Raw genomic sequence first — 23664 nt, forward strand, 5'->3', positions numbered from 1 at the left:
CTGACATGAGGTTTTTGTCGGGCTACTTGGCGATCAGTGCGTCGTAGTCCGGGTCCTTCTTCAGGACGTCATACTTCTTAGCGGCAGTGCCCAGCTTCGTGAGGGCGTCCATGTTGACATCCTTGTACCACTTGGACATCACGATACTTTCGGCGAGTTCCGGTGTGACTTTGGCGTAGTCCTGGATGACGGTGCGGACTTTGTCCTCGTTCTTCATGGCGAAATCAAACGACTTCGCCAGGGCCCGGCGGAAGCGCTCCACGAGTTCGGGGTTCTTTTCCAGGGTCTGCTTAGACGTGAAATAGAAGGCCGAGTCAAAGTTTTCGGCCATGTCCGTCATGGGGCTGGCAACTATTTTTCCGCCTGCTTGAAGGATCTGGGTGCGGAAGGGCTCGGTTGTCCACGCTGCATCCACATCTCCGCGTTCGAGGGCGGCCGGCATGTTCGGGTACGGCATCTCCACGAATTTCACGCCCTTGGGGTCCCCGCCTGCCTGTTCGATGGAGTTGCGGATGGTGATGTCGGCGAAGTTGTTCAGGGCATTGACTGCAACGGTTTTGCCCACCAGGTCGGCTGCGTTCCCGATGCCGCTGTCCGGCATGGCTGCCACCTCTGTCGTGTCGCTCCCGGGCTCGTTTGTTGACGTGGAGCCGTTGGACACCACTGTTATAGGGAGACCCTTGTCCTGGGCAACCAGCAGCGAGACGACGTTTGAGTATCCGAACTGGTAGTCCGCGGTCATCACTGCAGGGACGATGGCCGCGCCGCCCTGCGCCAGCTGGACGTCAAGCTCCAAGCCCTCCTCTTCGAAGTATCCCTCCTGCACGCCCAGGTAAACGGGGGCGACGTCGGTGATTGGAATCAAACCAACACTTACCTTTTCCAGGTTGCCGCCTGCCTTGTCACCCTGGGGCGTTGCGGCTGTTCCGGACGAGGACGGGCTGCCCGCACCGCACCCGGTCAAGGTAAGCATTCCGGCAAGTACTGCCGATGCCGCTGTGACAACAGCCCGCCGGCTGGGAGCGGATACGGGAAGGGATTTTGCTGACATGGGGATTCTCCAGGAGGTTCCGGACTCAGATAATTTCGAACAGTAAAATGTAACTGCCATCACATGAAACTACCCCGTGCTGCGGGATGGAGTCAATGGTTCTTGCGCACTAAACTGCCGTAGAGTGAAATGTGAGTTTCAGAGTTGCGCCGTCCCGCCCTTACTGCACGAATGAGGAACCATGACAGTTCGCCCGACCCAGGACCCTACGACCCGGGCCGCGGACCGAGCGCTGGGGTTGTTGCGCGCCGTGTGTGAAAACGATGGCGTAAAGCTCGTCGACGCCGCCAAGGCTGTCGACCTGTCCGCCAGCACAGCACTGCGCCTCCTTCGCACCCTTGAAGCCAACGGTTTCGCGGCGAAAACTGAGGACGGCCTTTACCGCCCCGGATTCCGGATGGTCCAGCTCGGGGTCCAGGCACTGAGCCATGAATCCCTCGTAGCCACGAGCCGCTCTGCGCTGCAGGTCCTCGTCGAGCAGACAGGCGAATCCGCATACTTAAGCGTCCCGGTAGGAAACAACGTGCACGGGTTGTATCTGGCGATCGAGGAGGGAACTCACACCGTGCGCCATATCAACTGGGTTGGCAGGACGTTCCCACTTCAAGGAAGCGCAGCTGGTGCGGTCTTACTGGGGCAAGTGGAGCCCGGAACGTTTACCGTTGTTGCCGACGGCGTGGAGGCGGATGTGACTGCCGTTGCAGCACCGGTCATGGTGGGCTCAAAAGTCGCTGCAGCCCTCAGCATTGTGGCGCCCAGCTATCGGACCACTGCGGAGGCTGCTCAGAAGCTGGGCGCCCTGATCGCCGGCGAGGCCACAAGGCTCTTTGCGACACCCCGCAGCGGGGCAGCCGTCCTGGCCTCACCGCAAGCTTCTTAGCCCTACTCGCAGTCCACTTCACCCGGCATCCGCGGCCTGTTGCCGACTGCCAGGAGTCTGAACGGGATTTTCCGCTACAGATGCTAATCCATTCCGGCTGATGGTGGGAATTAGCGAATCGGCGCCGCTACCTGCGACACAAGAAGGGGAACGGGTCAGCGCAGGCCCGCCGTTTACGACTGCTTGATGGAGTCCATCCACGGCTGCTGACGGAACAGCGCCTCCCGGGCTGGAACGCCTGAACATGCAAAAGGGGGACGTGATCTGTCCCCAGGCCTTGCCATGGAGTGGAAAGTGGATTTTACTTGGTGGCAGTTCGTACCAATCGGAGGTTCATGTGGAAACCGTCAACCAACTCCTCGATTCCATCAAGGACGTGGGGCGCGATGCGGTCCGCGGGGGCTATTCCCGGGCTGTCTACTCGACGGCGGAACTCGACCTGAGGTCCTGGTTCATCGAGCAGGCAGCGCAGCGTGGCCTGGACGTCGAGACCGACCGGAACGGCATCATCTGGGCGTGGTGGGGCAAGCCCCAGGATGGTGCCCTGATTACCGGCAGCCACCTCGACTCCGTCCCCGGCGGCGGGGCCTTCGACGGTCCCCTGGGGGTCGCGTCCGCGCTGGCCGCCGTCGATCTCCTCAAGGCCCGGGGCGTCCAGCCGCGCCGCTCCCTGGCCATTACCGCCTTCCCGGAAGAGGAGGGTTCCCGCTTTGGAGTTGCCTGCCTCGGATCCCGCCTCCTGACCGGAGCCATCGACGTCGACAAAGCGCGGAACCTGCGCGACGGCGACGGCAACACGTTCGCCGACGTCGCCCGCGCCAATGGCCTGGACCCGCGCCACATCGGGCCGGATCCGCAGGCGCTGGCACGGATCGGCGACTTCGTTGAACTGCATGTGGAACAGGGCAAGGGCCTCGGCGCGGGCGGCCCGGCCATCGCCGTCGGCAGTTCCATACTGGGCCACGGGCGCTGGAAGCTGAGCATCAGCGGCCAGGGCAACCACGCCGGGACCACCCCGATGGCGGACCGGGCGGATCCGATGGTGGCGGCCGCCCAGATCATCGTGGCCATCCGGCAGGCCGCCGCCCGCCAACCCGATGCGCGCGCCACGGTGGGGCGCCTGATCCCGGTGCCGGGCGGCACCAACGTCATCGCCTCCCGGGTGGATATGTGGCTGGATGCGCGCCACCCGGAGGACGCCGTCACGGCCCGGCTGATCGAAGCCATCCATGGGAGGGCCCAGCGGGTGTCAGCGGAGGAAGGCTGCACCGTGACCCTGACCGAGGAGTCCTACAGCGGGACGGTGCATTTTGATCCGGACCTGACCCGAAGCATCAGCGGGATGCTGCCGGACGCGCCCCTGCTAGCCACCGGGGCAGGTCACGACGCCGGTGTGCTGGCCGGGTTTGTGCCGTCCGCCATGCTGTTCGTCCGGAACCCCAGCGGAATTTCGCACTCGCCGGAGGAGCACGTCACGGACGAGGACGCCGGCGCGGGGGCTGCCGCCCTAGCCGACGTCCTGGCAGGCCTGCTGTGAAGCGGTACTGGTGCGAGCAGGCAATGGTCGACGTCGGTGCCGGTCCCACAGTTGCTGAACGGGTGGAGATCGAGGCCGAGGACGGCCGGGTCACCCGCATCACCCCCTCCGTTGACGCCTCGCCCGGCGCGCATCTCTCGCCCGGCGTAGTTTTCCCCGCCGCGGCCAACGCCCACTCGCACGCGTTCCACCGGATCCTGCGCGGCCGCACGCACCACAACCGCGGCGACTTCTGGGTCTGGCGGGAGCACATGTACCGCAGCGCAGCCGAGTTGACGCCCGAAGCCTACGAGCAGCTCGCGACAGCGGTCTTCACGGAGATGGTGGTGGCCGGCTTCAGCAGCGTGGCCGAGTTCCATTACGTTCACCACCAGCCCGGCGGCAAGCCGTACGCGGAACCGCATGCCATGGAGCTTGCCTTGGCCAGGGCTGCTGCTGCCGCCGGGATCCGGCTGACGCTCCTGGACACCCTGTACCTGGCCGGCGGCATTGGCATGCCGCTGAGCCCTGAACAGGCACGGTTCGGGGACCGGGACGTGCACGCATGGCTTGACCGGCTGGCTTCCCTTCGGACCCACATCGCAGGGACCTTCCCGCCGGACATGGTCAGTGTGGGGGCGGCGCTGCACTCCGTCCGCGGGGTACCGGAGGCGGACCTGGCCGTGGTGGCCGAACAGCTGCCGCACGACCTGCCGCTTCACATCCACCTGAGCGAGCAGCCCGCCGAGAACGCGGCGTGCCTGGCAGCGCATGGGCTCACGCCCACCGGACTCCTGGCCCGGCACGGCCTGCTCAGCGCGCGCCTGTCGGCAGTCCACTGCACCCACTTGACGGCTGAGGACATCGACTTGCTCGGAAACGCCGGGGCAACAGCTGTCATGTGTCCCACCACCGAGGCGGACCTGGCCGACGGCATCGGCCCCGCCCGGGTGCTGGCCGACGCCGGCGCCTCCATCGCGCTGGGGACTGACCAGCATGCCGTGATCGACCCATGGATCGAGATGCGGGCCCTGGAGTACGGGGAACGCCTGGACTCTGGGGAGCGCGGCCGGTTCTCGCCGGAGGAGCTGCTCCACGCCGCCACGCAGGGGGCAGTCCGCTCCATGGCCACGCCGGTGGCACCGGAGGCCTTGAGGGTTGGTGCTGTCTGCGATCTGGTGGCTGTGGCCGCCGGCTCGGCACGGACCGCGGGATCGAAACCGCAGCAGCTCCCGTTGAGCGCCACCGCCGCCGACGTCACGTCCGTGGTCATTAACGGGGAATTGGTGGCGTCCGACGGCGTGCATCACCGCCTGGGAGCGGCGGGGAACCTGCTGACGGCAGCCCTGAAGAACTTCTCCTGACCAGGGACTTTTAGCTGTTCTCCTCTAATGGTGCAGGGGCTCTGGTCACAACGTGGGGGTTCCGTTTGCCGCCGGCATCCCGGGCACCGGTGGGCGCCGACCGGCCCCGGCGGTCAGGCAGCGTTGGCCGCTGCGATCAGGAAAATGCCGGCCCACTGCACCATGCCCAGGGCTTCACCCAGGGCCAGCGCCCCGACCAATGCCGCGAAGACGGGGTTGATGCTCATCAGGACCCCGAACAGGCTGGTGGGGATACGGCGCAGGGTGATCACGTCCGCGACGTACGGGACCACGGACGCCAGTACGCCGGCGCCTGCTGCGCAGAGGATGGTGAAGGTGTCCGGCTGGTGGTTGATGAACGTCACCAGCCCCACGGGGAGGAAGAGAGCGGCCGACACGCCGGTTGCGGCAGCCGTCCCCTGGATGCCCGGGATCCGCTTGCCCACCGTCCTGTTCAGGAGAATGTAGGCGGCCCAGCTGCACGCGGCGACCAGTCCCATGCCGATGCCCGCGTAGTCCGTGGACGCCTCCGGCTGAGTGATGGCCACAACCCCGGCCGCGGCAAGGAGGGCACAGGCGGCGCTCGCCTTGGTCCGTGAACCGATCAGGGCGAGGGCCAGCGGACCCAGGAATTCGAGCGTGACCGCAAGGCCCAGCCCGATGCGCTCCACGGCGGCGTACAGGGAGAGGTTCATCGTCCCGAACACCAGTGCCAGCAGAAGAATGGGCCACCACTGGTGGCGGGTGAAGGAGAAGACGCGTGGCCGGACAAGGGGGAGCAGCACCGCCGCGGCAATGAACTGCCGCGCCGCGACGACGCCCACCGGGCCGATTGCGGGGAGGCCAGTGAACCGCTGGCCGCACCCAGCTGGTTTGAGAGCGCGCTCGCCACGAGGATGGCGCCAGCCCGGCCTCGGCCGGCAGTTAATGTGTTGTCCATCCTTGGAGTGTGGGGCCGCAGCAGGTTCCTCCAAAATGCATAGACGGGCTCTCTTATGCGTCGAGCTCATGCACCGCACCACCAGGAGCATTGAGTTCACGGCCGCCGGCGACCGGACCGTCCGGCATGCGCGCCGTGTTCTCTCGATTCTGGAGGCCATCCAGCAGGAGGCGGCCGACGGCGGCGGCACGGTAAGGATCGGCTACGCCTGGTCCGCCCTGGGCAGGCACACCACGGAGTTTCAGCGCAGGTGGGCGGACGCGTTTCCCAACACGGAGCTGCGCCTCATCCGGACCAACACCCCGACGGCGGGACTGGCGGAAGGAACCAGCGACTTCGCCATCCTGCGGCGGATCCCCGACACGGCGGCCACCAGCCTTGTGCTCATCGGGCTGGAGAGCCGCTTCTGCGCCATGGCAGCGGATGACGCCCTTGCCGGCAAGCGAAGCATCACCCTTGCAGAAGCCGCGGCCAAACCGATTGCCCTGGACCGGCGCACCGGAAGTACCAGGCTGGACCTGTGGCCGGAAGGTCAGCAGCCGCAGCGCACTATCGCCACGGACGACGTCGACGATTGGCTGACGGTGATCGGCAGCGGCAAGGCGCGGGGCATCACTGCGGAATCAACGGCGCACCAGTACCGGCGCAAGGAGTTGTCTACCGGCACGTGCGCGACGCCGCCCCAGTCCCCGTTTACGTCGCCTGGTCCAAGTCCGACCCGCCTGCGGGGACGCAGGGCGTCGTCGAGCTGCTCGCGGCCCTCTATTCCTGAGCCGCGCGTTTGCTTCCTGCCCCGGGCGTTGCGGGATCCGTTCGTTATCCCCGCAACGGTTCGGCGCCAATCGGGCCGCTGCTGGATCCTAATGCGCCCGGCAGCACCACAATTTAAGGACCAAACTCGGACCCAAAGGAGGGTGTGATGCGCAGTCCCGCCGCGTCAGCCGCGGTAATTCCCACAGCTATTCTGATGGCGCTGATGCTGGCGGGGTGCGGCCCGCAGCCAGGCCCGACGGCGAGTCCCAGCCCCACCGTCACGTCCGCGGCCACCGGAACCACCACTGCCGTGCCGACGGCGACAGTCTCGCCGAGCGCCACCGGCGCCGCGCCGGCGTCGGCCGCTTGGTCAAACTACACGACAGCGGACGGCCAACTGACGTTCGAACACCCGGCCGCGTGGAGCGTCCGGGACCCGGCCGGCGAACTGCCGGAGGGCGGCGGTGCCTTCGCCGAGGTGACCAACCAGGCCGGTAAGCCGCTCGCGACGCTCCGGACCAACATGGCCACCGGGTCCACGTGCCTGGAGCGGTTCCCGTACGAGGTGCTGGAGTCTGAAGAATTGCCGCTGCTGGCGCAGGGCGGCCCGGCGCCCTGGTTTGTTTTTGAGACCCGCGGCAACGATGCTGCGCCGGGTCCGGCCAACACGCCGGCCGCGGCCTACGGCATCGCGTGGGCGGCGCCCACGGGCGACTCGGCCTGCGCCATCTTCCACTTCTTCACGTGGCCGCCCACCGCTGCCATGTTCGGCGCGTTCTACAACCCCGAGAACAACGTGACGCCGGGGGCCGAGTCTCTGCCGTACCTGGAGCAGGCCAAGAAGTACGCGGCGACCCCGGAGTACCAGGACATCAAGCGGATGATCACCTCATTGCGGCCAGCGGATTAGGCGCCTGCGGGCTGGCTCAAGGTTCACACAAGATTTGTGCCGGCAGGCCAATTTCGACCTTTGCGCCCGCACGGATTCGGTAGATTGATCTCGGTTTCGGTCCCCCCACCGAAGCCCTGGAAGTCCCCGCGCTTGAGTTCAACTCGCGTGGGGGCTTCCAACCAGGGGGCCTGCAGCTGGGGCTGCCACGTCAGAGGTTGGTCATCCGTTCCCCGGCTTCGTTGTAACGGCCACCCTGAACCTGGATTTTGGCGGCCGCGTCCTCGATGTCAGCGAGTTCGTCCGCGGACAGGGTTACGTTGGCGGCGCCGAGGTTCTCGTCCAGCCGGTGCAGCTTCCGGGTGCCGGGGATCGGGACGATCCACGGTTTCTGCGCCAGCAGCCAGGCCAACGCAATCTGGGCCGGAGTGGCGCCCTTGCGCTCCGCGATCCCGGCCAGCAGGTCCACCACGGCACGGTTGTTCTCCCTGGCCGCGGGGGTGAAGCGGGGGATGGTGGCGCGGATGTCGTTGCCGGCCTCGAAGCTGGTTGAGGTGTCGATCGTCCCGGTGAGGAAGCCCTTGCCCAGCGGGCTGAAAGGCACAAATCCGATGCCCAGTTCCTCGCAGGCGGCCAGGACGTCCTCTTCGGGGCGCCGCCACCACAGCGAGTATTCGCTCTGGACGGCGGTCACGGGCTGGATGGCGTGGGCCCGGCGGATCGTGCCGGCGGCGGCCTCGGACATGCCGAAATACTTGACCTTGCCGGCGTCGATCAGTTCCTTGACGGCGCCCGCCACGTCCTCGATACGGACATCGGGGTCCACCCGGTGCTGGTAGTACAGGTCGATGGCGTCAACGCCGAGCCGCTGGAGCGACCCGTCCACCACGTGCTTGATGACGTCGGGACGGCTGGTGACCCTCCCGCTCGCCTTGCGTTGCGTAGGGTCGATGTCCCAGCCGAACTTGGTGGCAATCACCACCTCGTCCCGGTGTGGGGCGAGGGCCTGGCCGACGAGTTCCTCGTTGGCGTGGGGGCCGTAGATCTCTGCCGTATCAAAGAAGGTGACGCCGCGGTCCACGGCCGCGCGGATCAGCGCGATCATTTCCTGCCGGTCGGGCCGGTCGCTGTAGCCGCCGCTCATGCTCATGCAGCCCAGCCCGATGGCGGAGACCTCCAGGCCGCTGGTGCCGAGGGTGCGCTTGTCCATATGTCATGCTCCTGGGGTCGAAGGGAGGGGCGGGTCGCACTTTCTGAGAAGTGGAGTTGCCCGTTCCAACAACGCTAACGGCACTTCGAGACCGGCGGGAGGGCCTGTCAGTACCACCCTTCCACATGGCCGGGGCCTGTGCGTGCTGACAGCCACTTCGGGTTTGGAAGGCCATACAGGGCCATGAACCGTGGAAACTTGGTCCGCAAACCGAAAAGCTGCCACTGCATTTGGGTTCCATTCCATATTTTGGGGGAGCCTGCCTCGATAGCATGAAGTGACCGGACAGAGCCGTCCGGCCAGATCGACGCAGAAGGAAGCCCATGGCAGCGGTTACGGTGGACGATATTCTCTCGGACCTCCCCCTGGGTTTCGCCAGCCTCATCCTCCGGCCTGCCCCGGCCAGCTCTGCGATCGAACGGTTCCTGATCGTGGATGCGGATGATGAAACGTACGACGGCGGCGCGGCCTTTGTCCTGCTGATCGGTGTCCGCGGCCGCTCGGCTTTGCCCGCGCTGCGGCGGCTCCTGAAGAACCCTCCGCCGGTGGTCGCCGTCAAGGGAAGGCGTGAAGAGCTCACCGAGGCCGAAGAACTGCTCCGCGATGCCGGCACGGGCCTGCTTCTGGTGGATCCGGGGGCTGACTGGGACCGGCTGCTGTCCATTGCCAAGGACCGCATCCAGCCGCGCAGCTACCAGAGCGAAGTGCTGACGCTGCTGGAAGAGGACCTTTTTGCGATCGCCCAGACCACCGCCCGGCTCACATCCAGCCACGTGGTCATCGAAGACGCCGCCAACAAGGTCCTGGCATACTCCACCGTTTCGAACGACATCGACGAGCTGCGCAAGGCCTCCATCCTGGCCCGGCGTGGTCCGCGTAAATACGAGCTGCTGCTGAAGGACCTGGGCGCCTACCGTGAACTGCACAGGACCCGGCTGCCGGTGCGGGTACCGGCCCGTCCCCAGGACGGGCTGCGGGAACGAGTGGCCGTCACACTGTTCGCCGGGGACCGGATCATGGGCTACATCTGGCTGCAGGAAACGGGGGCGGGCTTCGGCACGGACGTTGATCACGTGCTCACCGGATCTGCTGCGCGGGCCTCCGCCGAGCTGATCCGTTTCCGCAACCAGCAGTCCGTACACATGCGCGAAGACCGCATTGCGCGGATTTTGTCAGGTGCTGCGGAAGCCGCGGCCAGTGCGCACAGCGAGAAGATCTCCGCTGAGCGCCCGGCGGCACTGATCCTGATAGGAATGTCCGCTGCCGATGCTCAGGCCGACGACGCAGCACTGAAGCACGGCGAACTGGCCAATCTGGCGTCCATCCACGCGGCCGCCTACAAGGCGTCCGCCGTCGTAGGCCAGTTCAAGGGCGACACTGCCGTCATTGTCCCTGGCCTGCAGTCAACCTCCGCGGAGCCCGGACTGCGGAGCCTGGCCGAGTCCATCGTCCGGGATGCCGGCAAGCACCTCGGCATCAGCCCGTTCGCAGCCGTGGGCCCGGTAGTCCCGGACCTGCTGTCCCTGCACACAACCACCCGGATCACCGAGGCCCTGTTGAGTTGTGTGGGCACGTCTTCGGACAGGGGCGTTGCCACGGTGGACGACTTCGAGGGGGAGATCCTCTTCCGCGAGGCGGTTCGGAATTTCACGTCCTCCACGTTCCGCCACCGCAGTCTTTTCGCCCTGCTGCGGCAGGACGCCGAACTTGCGGAAACCCTGCACGCGTACTTCGAAGCCTCGCTCGATGTCGCCGAGTGCGCCAGCAGGATGGGGCTGCACAAGAACACCGTCTATTACCGGATCAGCAAGGCATCCCGGGCGACCGGCCTGAACTTCGGCGACCCGCGGGACTCGCTGGTGGCCCTGCTCCACATCCAGGAATGGGCCGGCACACCTAAAGAACAACTGGGCAGGAAATGACCACAGCACTCAAAGCACCGCCGTTGGACGCAATACTGGACGACATCGTCCGCGGACACAGGCCACAGCGGGAAACCGGTTCTGTCCCGGCCAACATCCCCTTTCTGGAAGCGGTACCCTTCAGCAGGTTCGGGATAGCCGTTGCCACCGCTTCCGGCGAGGTGTTCAGTTCCGGCGATGCCGACGTCGCGTTCTCCATCCAGAGCATCTCCAAGGTGTTCACCCTGGCGATGGCGCTTCGGGGCGACAGCTCAGGAACACTGTGGTCCCGCGTCCTGCGCGAACCCTCCGGCACCTCGTTCAACTCCCTGGTGCAGCTGGAGGTGGAGCACGGCATCCCGCGGAACCCGTTCATCAACGCCGGCGCCCTGGTGGTTACCGATCACCTGATGGAAGAAACGTCCGACGCCGCCACCCAGGTGTTGCGGTTCCTCACCGCCCAGGCAGCAAGCACTGGGCCCTTCATCGATGAGGCCGCCGCAGCCAGCGAGCTTTCCAGCAGCAGCCGCAATCTGGCGTTGGCGCACTTCCTGAAGGACTTCGGCAACCTGAAGCAGGCCGCGGAATCAGTGGTGGAAAACTACGTCCGCCAATGCTCCATCATGATGACCTGCGTTGAACTCGCCAAGGCCGGACTCTTCCTTGCCCGGGACGGCCAGGGAACGCTCGGAACAGTGGTTTCCCGCAGCGAAGCGAAACGCATCTGCTCCATCATGCTGACGTGCGGTATGTACGACGCTGCGGGAGAGTTCGCCTACCGCGTGGGCCTTCCCGGAAAAAGCGGTGTGGGCGGCGGGATCCTGGTCATTGTTCCGGGTGAATGCGCCATTTGCGTCTGGAGCCCTCGGCTGGACGCCAAAGGAAACTCCCTGGCCGGCACCGCGGCTCTCGCCGACCTTTCCGACCGCACCGGCTGGTCCGTTTTCTAACCTGCTTTCTAACCCGCCGGGTGCACACCCCCACAACTTCTTCCCAACCCAGCAGGATCTTCTCCGTATCGAAAGGATCAACCATGCCCATCAACCCCAATGACGAGGTTGTACTGCAACAGGCCGACGGCGGCCACGCTCACGCCTCTGAATCGGCGCTGCATGCCGAGGACAAGGGTTATCACAAGAACCTCAAACCGCGGCAGATCCAGATGATCGCCATCGGCGGGGCGATCGGCACCGGCCTGTTCCTCGGCGCCGGCGGCCGCCTCAACGCCGCCGGCCCCTCGCTGGTCATCGCCTACGCCGTCTGCGGTTTCTTCGCGTTCCTCATCCTGCGGGCCCTGGGCGAACTGGTCCTGCACCGCCCCTCATCAGGCTCGTTCGTCTCCTACGCCCGTGAATTCTACGGCGAGAAGGCCGCGTTCGTTTCCGGCTGGTTCTACTGGATCAACTGGGCCACCACCACCATCGTGGACATCACCGCCGCCGCCCTGTACATGAACTTCTTCGGCAACTACATCCCCTGGATGGCGGCCGTCCCGCAATGGGCCTGGGCCCTGATCGCCCTGCTGGTGGTCCTCGCCCTGAACCTCGTCTCCGTCAAGGTCTTCGGCGAACTCGAATTCTGGTTCGCCCTGATCAAGGTCGCCGCCCTCGTGGTCTTCCTCGTCGTCGGCACCTACTTCGTCATCTTCGGCACCCCCGTCGACGGCCAGCCCGTGGGCCTGAGCCTCCTCTCGGACAACGGCGGCGTCTTCCCCAACGGCCTGCTCCCCATGATCATCCTGATGCAAGGCGTCCTGTTCGCCTACGCCTCCATTGAACTCGTGGGCACCGCCGCCGGCGAGACCGAAAACCCGGAAAAGATCATGCCCAAGGCCATCAACTCCGTAGTCTTCCGGATCGCGGTCTTCTACGTCGGCTCCGTCATCCTGCTCGCCCTCCTGCTGCCCTACACCTCCTACGAAAAAGGCGTCAGCCCCTTCGTGACATTCTTCGGCTCCATCGGCATCCAGGGTGTAGACGTCATCATGAACCTGGTGGTCCTCACCGCCGCGCTCTCCTCCCTCAACGCCGGCCTATACTCCACCGGCCGCATACTCCGCTCCATGTCCGTCAACGGTTCCGCCCCCAAATTCGCGGGCCGCATGAACAAGGCCGGCGTCCCCTACGGCGGCATCGCCATCACCGCCGGCGTCTCCCTCCTCGGCGTCCCGCTGAACTACCTCGTCCCCGCGCAGGCCTTCGAAATCGTGCTGAACGTGGCATCCGTGGGCATCGTTATGACCTGGGCAACCATTGTCCTCTGCCAGATCCAGCTCCAACGCTGGGCGGACAAAGGCTGGCTCAAACGCCCCTCCTTCCGGATGTTCGGCGCCCCCTACACCGGCTACCTCTCCCTGCTCTTCCTGGCGGGCGTGCTGGTGATGGTGTTCATCGACTCACCCCTCACCATGCTCGTCACCGCCATCGCCTCCGCACTCATGGTGGCCGGCTGGTACGCCTGCCGCCAACGAATCCGTGAAATCGCCGAAACCCGCGAAGGCTTCACAGGCACCGCCCCCGTCATCGCCAACCCGCCCGCGGAGACCTTCAGATAAACCCCGCACCATCCACTACGAACGCCAAACCAGTCCAAACAGCCAAAGAAAGCCCATGACAACGGAAACCGAAGCAACCCTGACCGCATCCCACACCCTGCCCGCCGCCGTCGGGAATTCCGAGCAAGGCTCCCGGCAGGCACGCCATTCGGAGGAGCCCCACGCCGGCGCCGGCCAGGCACTGAAATCAGCCGGGCACCTGATTGTTGATTCGCTGGTGGCCCATGGTGTGGAGCGCACCTATGTGGTTCCCGGCGAGAGCTTCCTGGACGTCCTGGACGGCCTGCACAACTCGGATATTGAAACAATCGTCTGCCGGCACGAGGGCGGCGCCGCCTACATGGCCGAGGCCGACGGCAAGATGCACCAGCGCCCGGGCATAGCGATGGTGACCCGGGGGCCCGGCGCGGCCAACGCGCATGTGGGGCTGCACACCGCATGGCAGGACTCCACCCCCATGCTGCTGTTCGTCGGCCTGATCCCGTTCGCGCACCGGGACCGGGAGGCGTTTCAGGAGTTCGACATCAAGGCCTGGTTCGGTACGGGCGCGAAGCGCGTCATGGTCCTTGACCACGCGGAGCGGGCGTCCGAGATCGTGGCCGAGGCGATGTTTGCGGCCATGAGCGGGCGGCCTGGCCCTGTGGTGGTGGGCCTGCCGGAGGACATCATCCGGCAGCAGATTGACCCGGCGCTGCATCCCGCCATTCCGGTGGCGGCCGGGGGCATGAGCAGCTCCGACGCCGCCGCCCTGGAGGCTGCGCTGGCAGAGTCCAGCAAGCCGCTTTTTGTCACCGGCGGCAACGACTGGACGCAGGCAGCGGCGGACCAGCTGACGGGGTGGCTGGAACGGCACCATATTCCGGCAGCAGCTGAATGGCGGACGCAGGGAACGGTGTCCTTCGATTCCTCGTCCTACGTGGGCCCCATTGGCTACGGCCGGCCCCGCCCCACCTACGACCTCCTGGAGGAAACCGACCTGCTGGTGTTTGTGGGGACAGTGCCGGGCGACGTGATTACGGACGGGTTCGTCTGCCGGCAGGACTGGAACAAAAAGAACTTCCTGGTCACAGCCGACCCCTCACTCCGTGGCCGGTCGGGGCCCGTTTCACGGCAGATTCTGGCCAAGCCCGAGGCCTTTGTCCGCGACCTTGTGGGGATCGACCTGCCGGTGAAGGAAGAGTGGAAAGCGTGGACGTACCAGATGCGGGGCGAGCAGGAGCGGTTCGCCGCGCTACCGCCGGCGGCGCCGGCAGCGGGGCAGGCGAGGATGGACACTTTGATGGCGAACCTGGTGCCAAAGCTGCCCGAGGATTCACTGGTGACGTTCGGCGCGGGGGAGCACACCAACTGGGCCCACCGCTACTTCCCCACCCGCCGCTACGCCTCCATGATCAGCGCCCGCAACGGCTCCATGGGCTACTCCGTCCCCTCGGCCATCGCCGCTTCGCTGGCCGAACCCAGACGCCGAGTGGTCACCATCGCCGGGGACGGCGAGTTCCTCATGAACGGCCAGGAACTGGCAACCGCGGCCCAGTACGGGGCCACGCCGCTGGTGATCGTTATGGACAACCAGGAATACGGCACCATCCGCACCCACCAGGAGCGTCACTATCCCTCGCGCGTCTCCGGAACCCAGCTGAAGAATCCGGACTTCGGCCTGATGGCCCGGGCCTTCGGCGGTTTCGGGATCACTGTCACCGAGGACTGTGACGTTCCGGCCGCACTGGAGGCCGCCTTGGCGGCCATCGACGAGGACGGTGTCTTCGCCCTCATCCATCTCATCGTGGAACAGCGCGTTAAGGCCTACTGAGCCCCAGTAATCCTCACAGAACAGCGGACGACGGCGGGACTGCTCAGTACGATCCTTACGCCTTGCCCGAAGTCAGGCATCTGCTCACCCGCCCCGGCTGTGCACAGTCTCAACTAGACGATATGAAGTGAGGGGTGCAGGTCCTGGCCCGTCCGGGACCGGCCATTATCGCCGGGCGGTCCCGCAGCGCCGGCTTCGGTGTAATCCGTGGCCGTTTGTGTGGTGGGCGGCGCTGCGGGGCCTGGTCCCCGGCGGTGATGTCCTTTATCCGGGACGGGGCAGGTATCGGCAAGAGGGGTCTGGGGGCCGGGGCCTTCTGTTTCACAGGGTCCGTGGGTTGCCATCATCGGCTCCCTTGGCCTGACGGCTCGTCGGGGGTGCAATGGTAGTGCCACATGTGAAGTTTGGGAGGTCCCGGCTATGTTTGAGCATACTTTCATTGGTCTGGATGTTCACGCGGTCAACGTCGTGGGCCTTGCCCTGAACCCGGCCACCGGTGAAATCAGCACTCACTCCATGGCTTCTGATCCTGCCGTGGTCCTGGAGTGGGTCCGCCGGTTCGAGCCGCCCGTCAAGGTCGTCTACGAATCGGGCCCGACCGGGTTCGTCCTGGCCCGGTACTTGCAGGCTGCGGGCGTCAACTGCGTCGTCGCTGCGTCCTCCAAACTGCTGCGGGCCCCCGGGGACCGGGTGAAAACCGACCGGCGCGACGCCCGGGTGCTCGCCGAGATGCTCGCGGTCGGCTCGGTCACCGAGGTGCGGATCCCGGACCCGGAAGAAGAAGCCCTGCGGGACCTGTCCCGGCTGCGCTCCGGCACGGCCAAGGACCTCGCGCACGCCCGCCAGCACGTGAACGCCATCCTGTTGCGCCACGGCATCCGCTACCCCAAAGAGACCAGATGGACGCAGGAACACGGCCTGTGGCTGCACCGCCAGCGCTTTGCCGAACCGGCGCTGCAGTTCACCTACGAGGCCGATGTCGAGCAGGCCGAACTCCTCGCCGGGCACCTCAAACGCGTCGACAGGCAGGTGATCGCCACGGCCGCGGCGTGCCGCTACGCCCCGGTGATTGACGCGTTGATGTGCCTGCGCGGCATCCAGGTCACGACCGGGTTCGGGCTGGCCGTGGAGATCGGGGACTGGACCCGGTTCACCGGTTCCTCGATCGGCTCCTACCTCGGGCTGGTCCCCAGTGAGGACTCCTCGGGCCAATCCCGGCATCAGGGTCCGATCACCAAGGCCGGGAACACCTATGCCCGCAAACTCCTCATCGAGGCCGCCTGGCAGCACAGGCGCCCCTACGCCCGGCCCGGGGAACGGCTGCTGCGCCAGTTCGATCTCGTCGCCCCGGCAACCCGGATCCGCGCCCTGGAAGGAAACCGCCGGCTCCACCACAAGTGGGAAGTCTTTGATGAACGGCACAAAATGTCAGTCAAGGCCAACACCGCGATCGCCCGCGAACTTGCGGGCTGGTGCTGGTCCCTCGCCGCCCCGCTCCAGCAAGGAGAACGCATGAACGCGGCCTGACAAGAACGTGCCCCCGGGCTGTGGTGGAAGTGAGATGGCAGCACGCGGAGCTAACCCGAGACTGGGCTATGAGCAGACGGGCCTCAACTGTCGACGCTCGAAACTAGACCACCGATACGCTCCAGCCGAACACATCGTCATGCGGTAACCAACCCGCGAATATCAGCCTGACACTGCAGTCGAGAAAAGACTCGCCAACACCGAAACCACAACCGGCCGGCACATAATGAGCGGCCCCTGGAACCAAAAAGCCAGGAGCCGCTCACCTCTGCCTCTTGACAACGGGGCCTACATATCAGCCCGGCATCTGCTGGACGCGGAGCCGGAAATTTCCCATGGGCTACGGCGAGACCGCGCATGGGAACCACCAACCAGGCAGCAGAGCCTAACAGTGCGTCCTCAGTTGCGCGGTTTCGTCAGGGCAGAGACCCGGCCCGTGCCGTCGTAGCCACCCGCCGGGGCCTTGAGTCCGTAGATGCTGCCAATGGTGGGCGCGACGTCGACGGTCCGGGCTGGTTCGGAGGATACCGAGCCTTTGACCACCGCGGGGCTGCCGCCTGATATGAAGAAGGGAATGGGCTCTGTGGCGGGGTGACCGTGGTTGCCAGGGATCGGGTTGGACGCGACGTACGGGTCGGAGAAGCGCCAGCCCGCCCGGCAGTAGGCCACCAGGTCTCCGGCCTCGTCGCCCAGCCGCAGGTCCGCCGGCTTGTTGACCGAGAGCACGCCCTCATGCGCTCTGACCAGCTGTTCGACGGCGGCCAGCCCGGCGATACGGTCCGGTTCCGGGCCGGTCCAGTAGAGCAGGTCCGCGCCGCCGTTCTGGGCAATCGTGATGTTCGACTGCAGCTCCGGACGGGACTGGAGGATGAGGTTGACAGAGATGAGGTTGCTGGGGATGGACCAGTCCATGGAATGGTCGGCAAGCACCATCACCAGGCTGGAGTCCCATTTGCCGGCGTTCTTGAGGTGGTCGATGAAGCGGCCCACCTGCAGGTCTGTTTCCGCCAGGGCAGCCTCACGCGCCGCCCGCAGCGTGGTTCCGGAAACGTCAGAGTGGCCCACACGGTCGATGTCGCCCAGATTGGTGAACACAAAGTCCGGGTCCGGGCCGCTCACCATCGCCAGCAGGGCGTCCATGGTGGCGGCGTCGGGCGCGTGGCCGGTTACAGGAAGCACCGGCTGGGGTTCCCACCGATAGCTGGCGCGGGCACCGAAGATGCCGTAAAGGTACTTCTTGCTAAGCACGGAGCCGGTCGTGAGGCCGAGCTCCTGCAACCGCTCCAGGAGAGTCGGGAAGTGCAGGTCCGTGGACCGGTCGAGGTCGCGGACCACGCCGTCGGTCCGGTCGAAGATGGAGTTGGCCGGCACGCCCGAGCGGTCCGGGCGGACACCCGTCATCATCATGACGTGGTTGGGGATGGTCTCCATCACTGGAAGCGAGCGTGCCGCGGGGAAATTGGTGCCTGCATCGCGCAGCGCAGCCAGCCTCGGCGTCAGCGCGGGCGTAATCTCATCCGGCCGGCAGCCGTCCACCACCAGCACGTAGCTTCGGGTCCGTCCAGCGGCGGGGCCAGCCCAGGCGGTGCCCGGTGCCGCTGAAAGGACGACGGCGGCCCCGCCGGCGGCGGCGATTTGCAGGAACTGCCGGCGTCCCGGCGTCGAAAGTCTGCTGCTGGCGGGCGTGCCCTGCTGCGGTGAACGGCTCACTGGAGTCCTCCCTGCGTCGGGGTGACTTTGCCGGAGTTGGCTTGGACGTTGAATGATGTGGACAGTGTGGCTCCTGAGCTGGCGGAGGTGCGTTCGGCGAGGACGTACCAGTCCATCCGAACGCCGGCGGCTGTCACGTCCAGGACGGAGTAGCCGTGCGAGTCGAAGTCCAGGTGCTTCACGTGCGGGTTGGCCGCCTTGATGGCGTTCTCGACGCCGACGGAACCGGTCCGGGGCGGAACGTTCAGGATGTCGTCGAGGTTGTCGCTCGTGACGGAGGTGCAGACGAGTTCCGCGGCCACGGAATCGCCGGTGGCCGGGTAGCTGGCCGGATCCGCGGGGATGTCGCAGGCCCAGCCGGAGTGGATGTCGCCGGTGAGGAACACGGTGTCCTTGACGGCGTCATCCCGCAGGTGGCGGACCACGCGGTTGCGGTCCGCCTCGTAGCCGTCCCATTGGTCCACGTTATAAGGCACGCCGCTGATGCTCGTGCCGCCCATCAGCTTCTGCACACCGGCCAGCTCTGCGGTGTTCAGGGTCGAGGGAACTCGGACAGGCGCAATCATGACGGGATTGCCCACAAGCTTCCATTGCGGGCCCGTGGACTTGAGGTTGCCCAGCAGCCAGTCCATCTGTGCGGCGCCGGTGATAGTGCGGGCGGGGCTGCTGACGGAGGGATCCGCACCGTTGGCGGCCTGCTGGTCACGGTAGGAGCGCAGGTCCAGCATGGACAGGCTGGCCAAGGAGCCGAAGTCCAGTCGGCGGTAGAGCTGGCCTTCCGGCTCGTAGCGCACGGGCATCCATTCGGCGTAGGCCCGGTGCGCGGCGGCGACGCGCTCGCTCCAGACGCCTTCGGTGCCCTGGGTGTGGTTTTCGGCGCCGCCCTTCCAGGCGTCGTTGGCCGATTCATGGTCATCCCAGGTCACGATGAACGGGGCGGCCGCGTGCAGGGCTTGCAGGTCAGGGTCGGTTTTGTACTGGGCGTGACGGCGCCGGTAGTGCGCGAGCTGTGTCATTTCGTGGGCGGGTTCGTGGGGGCGGACGACGACGTCGCGCGCCTGGTATTCGCCGGGCCCGTATTCGTAGAGGTAGTCGCCGAGGTGAAGCACGGCGTCGAGGTCGCCGCGGGCGGCGAGATGCCGGTAGGACGAAAAATAGCCCGCCTGCCAGTTGGCGCACGACACGACGCCGAACTTCAGCCGGTCCACGACCGCACCCGCCGCGGGGGCGGTGCGGGTACGGCCCGCCGGCGATACGGACTGTCCCAGCGTGAAGCGGTACCAGTAGTTGGTGGCGGCGGCCAGCCGGCCGGCGATGACCTTGACCGTATGGTCCCGGGCCGCGCCGGTGGCGGCAGTACCCCTGGCCACGATCTTCTTGAAGCCAGCGTCCGCAGCGATTTCCCAGCCGACGGACACATCCGGGCCCAGCCCGGTGCCTGGCAGCGCTGCGGGCGCTGGTGTCACGCGGGTCCAAAGCAGCACGCTGTCCGCCATCGGGTCTCCCGAGGCGACCCCGTGGCAGAAGACGCCACCATGGGAGGCGGAAAAGCCACTTGCTGCGGTGCCGGAGACCATGGCCCCAGCCACGGCAGCGACCCCTGCTGAGCGCAGAACTTGACGACGAGTAAAGTTAGTCATGCCTTCCAGTATCCGCACGCTCAAAGGGTCAAGGGGCGGCTTTTTGACCTGGTTAGCCAGACGTTCACCCAGTGTTTTCCGTGGCGCAGTCCATATCCTGGCTTATCCAGCACTAGGGAAGCGAGAGGTCCTCCGCCCACATCCCCTCGCTGGTTGGCATCCGCAGTGGATTGACGAGGCCCGCCGTGCCGGCCCGGTCACTGGCCCAGGGTCATCAATCCACTGGCGCAGCCGCAGGACCGGCGAATGATGAGCTCTGCGGGGAGGAGTTGGACCTTGCCGTCGGAATGGTTGGCAGAGAGCGCTGCTTCGGCAATCTGGTCGATGGGCTGCTGGACAGTTGTGAGCTGAGGCCAGCTGAGCTCCGATTCAGGGGGTTCCGTTTGGGTCCGTCTCAGCTGCTCACAGTTCCTCAAGGCTCATTGTGGATCCAATGGACGCCCGTCGCTTTCCGCTCCCGGCTCTTGCCTCGGGCCCCGCGATAGACTGGGCGTCGCGGCGATCAGGAGGGCAGCCACGGCCACCGCGGCGCTCAGGATCAGGCCCGGCCGGTACTGTTCCAGCATCGCGGCCGCATCGACGGCGGCACCTGCCTCGGGCGCATTGCCGTGACCGCTCACCATTGCCGTGGTGACGGCCAGCACCAGGGCGGCGCCGACCTGGGTGCTCGTCTGGATCAGGCCTGCGGCCAGGCCTTGCTCGGCATCCCGGATGCCAGTGGTGGCCTGGACGTTGATGGACGGGAAGGCCAGCGCGAAACCGACGCCCAGCAGCAGGACGGACGGCAGAATGTCGGTCACATAATTGGGCGAGGTCCCTACGCGAAGGAACAGGACGTAGCCAAGCGTCAACGACGCCAGTCCCGTCAGGATCAGCCGCGGGGCGCCGAATCTCTCGATGAGCCGGTCCGCGAAGGGTGCGCTCGAGGCAACCAGCAGGCCGGTCGGGAGCAGCGCCAGGGCCATGCCAAGGGGGCTCCATCCCAGCACGGACTGCAGGTAGAGCGTCAGGATGAACTGGAAACTCAGGTAGGAACCGAACAGCCCCACCGCGCTGAGGTTTGCCCGGGCAACCCAGCCTTCCTTGAGGATGCTGAGCCGGATCAGGGGGTGTTTGACGCGGTTTTCGATCACGGCGAACGCTGCCAGGACTGCGGTGGAAGCCACGAATCCGGCGATAGTTGCCACAGATCCCCAGCCGTTCCCCGGCGCCGAAACCAGTGTGTACACCAGCCCCAGCATGCCGCCCGCGAGCGTGATGGCGCCCCAGACGTCATGCCCGCTCTCTGGTTCCCCGTCTGCGGCCTTGCCTGCGGCTCCGTCCCGGGGGATGTACCTCAGGCCAAGGATCACAACGGCGACTGCCACCGGAACGGAGACCAGGAAGGTCCAGCGCCAGCTCAGGGCGGTCATGAGGCCGCCTACCACCAGGCCGAGGGAGAATCCGCTGGCGCCGAACGTGGTGAAGATGGATAGGGCACGGTTGCGTTCGCGCCCTTCAGCGAAGTTGGTGGTGATGATCGAGAAGGCGGCGGGAGCCGTGAATGCGGCGGCCAGGCCCTTGACGAAGCGGGTCGCGATCAGCAGGGCCGGGTCATCCACCAGCCCGCCGAGCAGGGATGCTGCGGCGAAAACGCTGAGCGCAATCAGGAAGATGCGCCGCCGGCCGAGCAGGTCCGCCATGCGACCGCCCAGCAGGAGCAGGCTTCCGTAGCCGAGTACGTAGGCGGAGACGATCCACTGGAGGGATTCGGTTCCGAGATGAAGTTCGGTGCCGATCGAGGGCAGGGCCACGCCGACCATTGATACGTCCAGTGCGTCGAGTGCCAGGACGGTGCACAGGACCAGGAGGAGCATCCATTGTGCGCGGGTCCAGCGCACAGCTGTAAGCCGGCCTCCGGCTGATTTTTCAAGGGTGGAAGTTGAAGTCATGGCTACAACTTATATGACACGTCATTGAATGACAAGGAATATTATGACGTGGACTTTTAATTCGTCTTGAACTAGAATCGCTGCATGGCAACACCGCAGGACCGCCAGCTGGTTGATCAATGGCGCGGCATCCAGAGCACCTACTTCCGCACCGCGGCCGCGATCGACCGTGCGCTGGAATCGAAGTTCAGCATCGGCCTGACGGAGTTTGAAATCCTGGACCTCGTGGCCGAAAGTACCGATGCGGCATGCCGCATGAAGCAACTCGGTGAGCGCACGCCCATGACTCAGAGCGCCATGTCCAAGGTGGTGGACCGGCTCGACAAAGCCGGACTCATTTCCCGCCAGTCCTGCGAAGATGACCGGCGCTCGCTGTTCCTGGAACTCACCGACGCCGGCCGCGCGCTCCACCGGGAAGCCGCCATCGAACACCGCGCCCTGCTCAGGGAAAACCTGGGCAACGACTAACCGTCAGCCCTTGCCGTCCTGGCCGGGATCTTCTTCATCCGGGCCCCACTGACTGCGATTCTGGTGAACACGCTGTAGCCGTACGACGCCGGCCCGCACGCGAAGTAGGGAGAGTTCGGGGCCGTGGGTTAGCTGCGAACGGGACGGAGGCTGCGGAGCTTGGAGGTGACGTCGTCGGCGGTTGCCTCGATGCCTTCCTGGGCTGCCTCCACGGCAAGGATGGATAGTTGACCCAGGGTACTCACGTCGCTCCACGTGGTCAACCATCCGATTCCGCATGCTTTCGCGGGACGTTTGCCCGCTGACCGCCTATGTCAGCGGTCAGCAACAATTCTTCGACGCGCGCGATTTAGACTGCACCCATGTCTGAAACTGAACGAACCACAGACCCGGTCTTCGAGGCTGCCTACGAGGCTGCACAAAAGAGCCTCCGAGAGGGCGGCATCCCGATCGGTGCTGCCTTGGCCAGAGGCGGGGTGGTCATTGCCAGCGGCCACAACAAGCGTGTCCAGCATGGCGATCCAATCGCCCACGGCGAGATGTCTGCTCTGCGGGCTGCCGGACGCCAGAAGAGCTACCGGGACACAACCCTCTACACCACCCTGGCGCCGTGTGCCATGTGTGCCGGGACTATCATCCAATTCAAGATTCCGCGCGTGGTGGTGGGCGAGGCCGAGACGTTCCCCGGCGAATTCGAACTTCTCCGCTCACGCGGCGTCGAAGTGGTGGTGTTGAATGATGCCCGATGCGTCGAGATGATGCGCACCTTCCAGGACGAACACCCTGAACTATGGGCGGAGGACATCGCCGAGTAAGGACCTCGCTGCACATCGCCAAGTTACGCCATAACAGCCATCAGCACGCGTGGCAGGACCGACATGTCAGCCTGCGTCGCACGCGCGCTTGTCCGTGGGCCTGATATTTGAGAAGTCTAAGGCGGGTGTCAGTCCGCGCACTGCTGCTTTCATCCCCAGGGGCTCCCTGACACCGGAGGTGGCGACGGTGATCAGGCGTTTGATGAACACGCTCTATGCAAGCGACCTCGCGGCCGCGTGGTGCTGGTGGGCGTCCCGACGCCGGACATGTTCCTTGAGCTGCCCCTGCTGGACGTTTTCGGGCGGGCCAGTAGAAGGCGCTCCGCCCTCGAAGAGGAAATGTGCAAGGTCCGCGCGGATATGCGCAGGAATGTACATAAGGGCGAAAAGCGCAGAAACGCCTGATATCTCGCCCTGCGCCGGAGGTCCCTGGCGGGCCTTTCCGTAGGGAACGGGCCAAGGTTGTCGCGGCCGCCGAGTCAAGTGACGGGGACGACGCGTCCGGTCCGAGGTCGGTAGCTGGCAGTACCCTTCGCAGCCTGGTCGCAACCTTTGAAGTTCTAGCATGGGGGCCAGGACGAAGACGTCTGTTTTCCAGAGGAGTGAGGTGTGTCAAGGATGTGAGACAGTCGCGTAGTTTCTTTTTGGTCAGGCAGCCGCGGGAAGCGGTTGCGCGGTTGGCGTGAAGGCCGCCATTGCGGTGGC

At 65.7% G+C, this 23664-nt stretch carries 18 protein-coding genes; 12 read left to right on the forward strand and 6 right to left on the reverse strand.

Translation table 11 applies throughout. From position 1 onward, the window contains the following. Positions 1–22 precede the first annotated feature (22 nt). Positions 23–1051, reverse strand: a complete 1029-nt coding sequence (locus ACX80M_RS16475) for an ABC transporter substrate-binding protein (protein ID WP_459309990.1) — start codon at positions 1049–1051, stop codon at positions 23–25. 181 nt (positions 1052–1232) lie between these two features. On the opposite strand from ACX80M_RS16475, the gene ACX80M_RS16480 reads away from it, so the two are divergent. From ACX80M_RS16480 to ACX80M_RS16490, 3 genes are all read left to right on the forward strand, one after another. After that, the gene (locus tag ACX80M_RS16480; protein ID WP_252608185.1) at positions 1233–1931 is read left to right on the forward strand and encodes an IclR family transcriptional regulator; all 699 of its coding nucleotides are present in this window, start codon (positions 1233–1235) and stop codon (positions 1929–1931) included. A gap of 337 nt (positions 1932–2268) precedes the next feature. Beyond that, entirely contained in the window at positions 2269–3468 is a 1200-nt protein-coding gene (locus ACX80M_RS16485; RefSeq protein ID WP_252608187.1) for an allantoate amidohydrolase, read from the forward strand. Then, positions 3465–4811: a formimidoylglutamate deiminase gene (locus ACX80M_RS16490; RefSeq protein ID WP_459309991.1), complete on the forward strand. Its 1347-nt coding sequence runs from the start codon at positions 3465–3467 to the stop codon at positions 4809–4811. Before ACX80M_RS16485 ends, ACX80M_RS16490 begins: the two co-directional genes overlap by 4 nt. Before the next feature lie 113 nt (positions 4812–4924). On the opposite strand, the gene ACX80M_RS16495 is transcribed toward ACX80M_RS16490, so the two are convergent. Continuing rightward, entirely contained in the window at positions 4925–5635 is a 711-nt protein-coding gene (locus ACX80M_RS16495) for an EamA family transporter (protein WP_459309992.1), read from the reverse strand. Positions 5636–5786: 151 nt separating this feature from the next. On the opposite strand from ACX80M_RS16495, the gene ACX80M_RS16500 reads away from it, so the two are divergent. Together ACX80M_RS16500 and ACX80M_RS16505 are read left to right on the forward strand one after the other, a co-directional pair. Continuing rightward, entirely contained in the window at positions 5787–6671 is an 885-nt protein-coding gene (locus ACX80M_RS16500; protein ID WP_459309993.1) for a LysR substrate-binding domain-containing protein, read from the forward strand. Then, complete coding sequence (locus tag ACX80M_RS16505; RefSeq protein WP_252608195.1) at positions 6671–7414, forward strand: hypothetical protein; 744 nt, start codon at positions 6671–6673, stop codon at positions 7412–7414. The genes ACX80M_RS16500 and ACX80M_RS16505 overlap by 1 nt, the downstream gene beginning before the upstream one ends. A gap of 190 nt (positions 7415–7604) precedes the next feature. Here the strand turns inward: ACX80M_RS16505 and ACX80M_RS16510 are convergent, their stop codons facing one another. Beyond that, on the reverse strand, positions 7605–8603 hold the full coding sequence (locus ACX80M_RS16510) for an aldo/keto reductase (protein ID WP_252608196.1): 999 nt from the start codon (positions 8601–8603) through the stop codon (positions 7605–7607). Between the two features lie 323 nt (positions 8604–8926). On the opposite strand from ACX80M_RS16510, the gene ACX80M_RS16515 reads away from it, so the two are divergent. The 5 genes from ACX80M_RS16515 (at position 8927) to ACX80M_RS16535 (ending at position 16395) form a co-directional block, all read left to right on the forward strand. Then, positions 8927–10525, forward strand: a complete 1599-nt coding sequence (locus ACX80M_RS16515; RefSeq protein WP_459309994.1) for a PucR family transcriptional regulator — start codon at positions 8927–8929, stop codon at positions 10523–10525. Further along, the gene (locus ACX80M_RS16520; protein WP_459309995.1) at positions 10522–11454 is read left to right on the forward strand and encodes a glutaminase; all 933 of its coding nucleotides are present in this window, start codon (positions 10522–10524) and stop codon (positions 11452–11454) included. Before ACX80M_RS16515 ends, ACX80M_RS16520 begins: the two co-directional genes overlap by 4 nt. An 83-nt stretch (positions 11455–11537) precedes the next feature. Continuing rightward, on the forward strand, positions 11538–13058 hold the full coding sequence (locus ACX80M_RS16525) for an amino acid permease (RefSeq protein ID WP_459309996.1): 1521 nt from the start codon (positions 11538–11540) through the stop codon (positions 13056–13058). A 55-nt stretch (positions 13059–13113) separates the two neighbouring features. After that, positions 13114–14868, forward strand: coding sequence for a thiamine pyrophosphate-dependent enzyme (locus ACX80M_RS16530; protein ID WP_459309997.1), 1755 nt, complete (start codon positions 13114–13116; stop codon positions 14866–14868). 420 nt (positions 14869–15288) lie between these two features. Further along, the gene (locus ACX80M_RS16535; protein WP_252608011.1) at positions 15289–16395 is read left to right on the forward strand and encodes an IS110 family RNA-guided transposase; all 1107 of its coding nucleotides are present in this window, start codon (positions 15289–15291) and stop codon (positions 16393–16395) included. A 399-nt stretch (positions 16396–16794) separates the two neighbouring features. On the opposite strand, the gene ACX80M_RS16540 is transcribed toward ACX80M_RS16535, so the two are convergent. The 3 genes from ACX80M_RS16540 to ACX80M_RS16550 all read right to left on the reverse strand — a co-directional run bounded on the left by ACX80M_RS16540 (position 16795) and on the right by ACX80M_RS16550 (position 21676). Next, positions 16795–18105, reverse strand: coding sequence for an alkaline phosphatase family protein (locus tag ACX80M_RS16540; protein WP_459309998.1), 1311 nt, complete (start codon positions 18103–18105; stop codon positions 16795–16797). Continuing rightward, positions 18102–19745, reverse strand: a complete 1644-nt coding sequence (locus ACX80M_RS16545; protein WP_459309999.1) for an alkaline phosphatase D family protein — start codon at positions 19743–19745, stop codon at positions 18102–18104. Before ACX80M_RS16545 ends, ACX80M_RS16540 begins: the two co-directional genes overlap by 4 nt. A 419-nt stretch (positions 19746–20164) precedes the next feature. Then, positions 20165–21676, reverse strand: a complete 1512-nt coding sequence (locus ACX80M_RS16550; RefSeq protein ID WP_459310000.1) for an MFS transporter — start codon at positions 21674–21676, stop codon at positions 20165–20167. An 84-nt stretch (positions 21677–21760) separates the two neighbouring features. Between ACX80M_RS16550 and ACX80M_RS16555 the strand changes: the two genes are divergently transcribed. Next, complete coding sequence (locus tag ACX80M_RS16555; protein ID WP_252598947.1) at positions 21761–22144, forward strand: MarR family winged helix-turn-helix transcriptional regulator; 384 nt, start codon at positions 21761–21763, stop codon at positions 22142–22144. 362 nt (positions 22145–22506) lie between these two features. After that, complete coding sequence (locus ACX80M_RS16560; RefSeq protein WP_252598946.1) at positions 22507–22959, forward strand: nucleoside deaminase; 453 nt, start codon at positions 22507–22509, stop codon at positions 22957–22959. Positions 22960–23664 lie beyond the last annotated feature (705 nt).

Source organism: Pseudarthrobacter sp. MDT1-22 (assembly GCF_054511035.1).

Excerpts from the sequence above, each read along its gene's own strand:
- ACX80M_RS16475 (WP_459309990.1), bottom strand. The coding sequence starts at position 1,051 with ATGTCAGCAAAATCCCTTCCCGTATCCGCTCCCAGCCGGCGGGCTGTT.
- ACX80M_RS16560 (WP_252598946.1), top strand. The coding sequence starts at position 22,507 with ATGTCTGAAACTGAACGAACCACAGACCCGGTCTTCGAGGCTGCCTAC.
- ACX80M_RS16480 (WP_252608185.1), top strand. The coding sequence starts at position 1,233 with ATGACAGTTCGCCCGACCCAGGACCCTACGACCCGGGCCGCGGACCGA.
- ACX80M_RS16550 (WP_459310000.1), bottom strand. The coding sequence starts at position 21,676 with ATGACTTCAACTTCCACCCTTGAAAAATCAGCCGGAGGCCGGCTTACA.
- ACX80M_RS16530 (WP_459309997.1), top strand. The coding sequence starts at position 13,114 with ATGACAACGGAAACCGAAGCAACCCTGACCGCATCCCACACCCTGCCC.
- ACX80M_RS16500 (WP_459309993.1), top strand. The coding sequence starts at position 5,787 with ATGCATAGACGGGCTCTCTTATGCGTCGAGCTCATGCACCGCACCACC.
- ACX80M_RS16525 (WP_459309996.1), top strand. The coding sequence starts at position 11,538 with ATGCCCATCAACCCCAATGACGAGGTTGTACTGCAACAGGCCGACGGC.
- ACX80M_RS16505 (WP_252608195.1), top strand. The coding sequence starts at position 6,671 with ATGCGCAGTCCCGCCGCGTCAGCCGCGGTAATTCCCACAGCTATTCTG.
- ACX80M_RS16555 (WP_252598947.1), top strand. The coding sequence starts at position 21,761 with ATGGCAACACCGCAGGACCGCCAGCTGGTTGATCAATGGCGCGGCATC.
- ACX80M_RS16520 (WP_459309995.1), top strand. The coding sequence starts at position 10,522 with ATGACCACAGCACTCAAAGCACCGCCGTTGGACGCAATACTGGACGAC.
- ACX80M_RS16515 (WP_459309994.1), top strand. The coding sequence starts at position 8,927 with ATGGCAGCGGTTACGGTGGACGATATTCTCTCGGACCTCCCCCTGGGT.
- ACX80M_RS16510 (WP_252608196.1), bottom strand. The coding sequence starts at position 8,603 with ATGGACAAGCGCACCCTCGGCACCAGCGGCCTGGAGGTCTCCGCCATC.
- ACX80M_RS16535 (WP_252608011.1), top strand. The coding sequence starts at position 15,289 with ATGTTTGAGCATACTTTCATTGGTCTGGATGTTCACGCGGTCAACGTC.
- ACX80M_RS16545 (WP_459309999.1), bottom strand. The coding sequence starts at position 19,745 with ATGACTAACTTTACTCGTCGTCAAGTTCTGCGCTCAGCAGGGGTCGCT.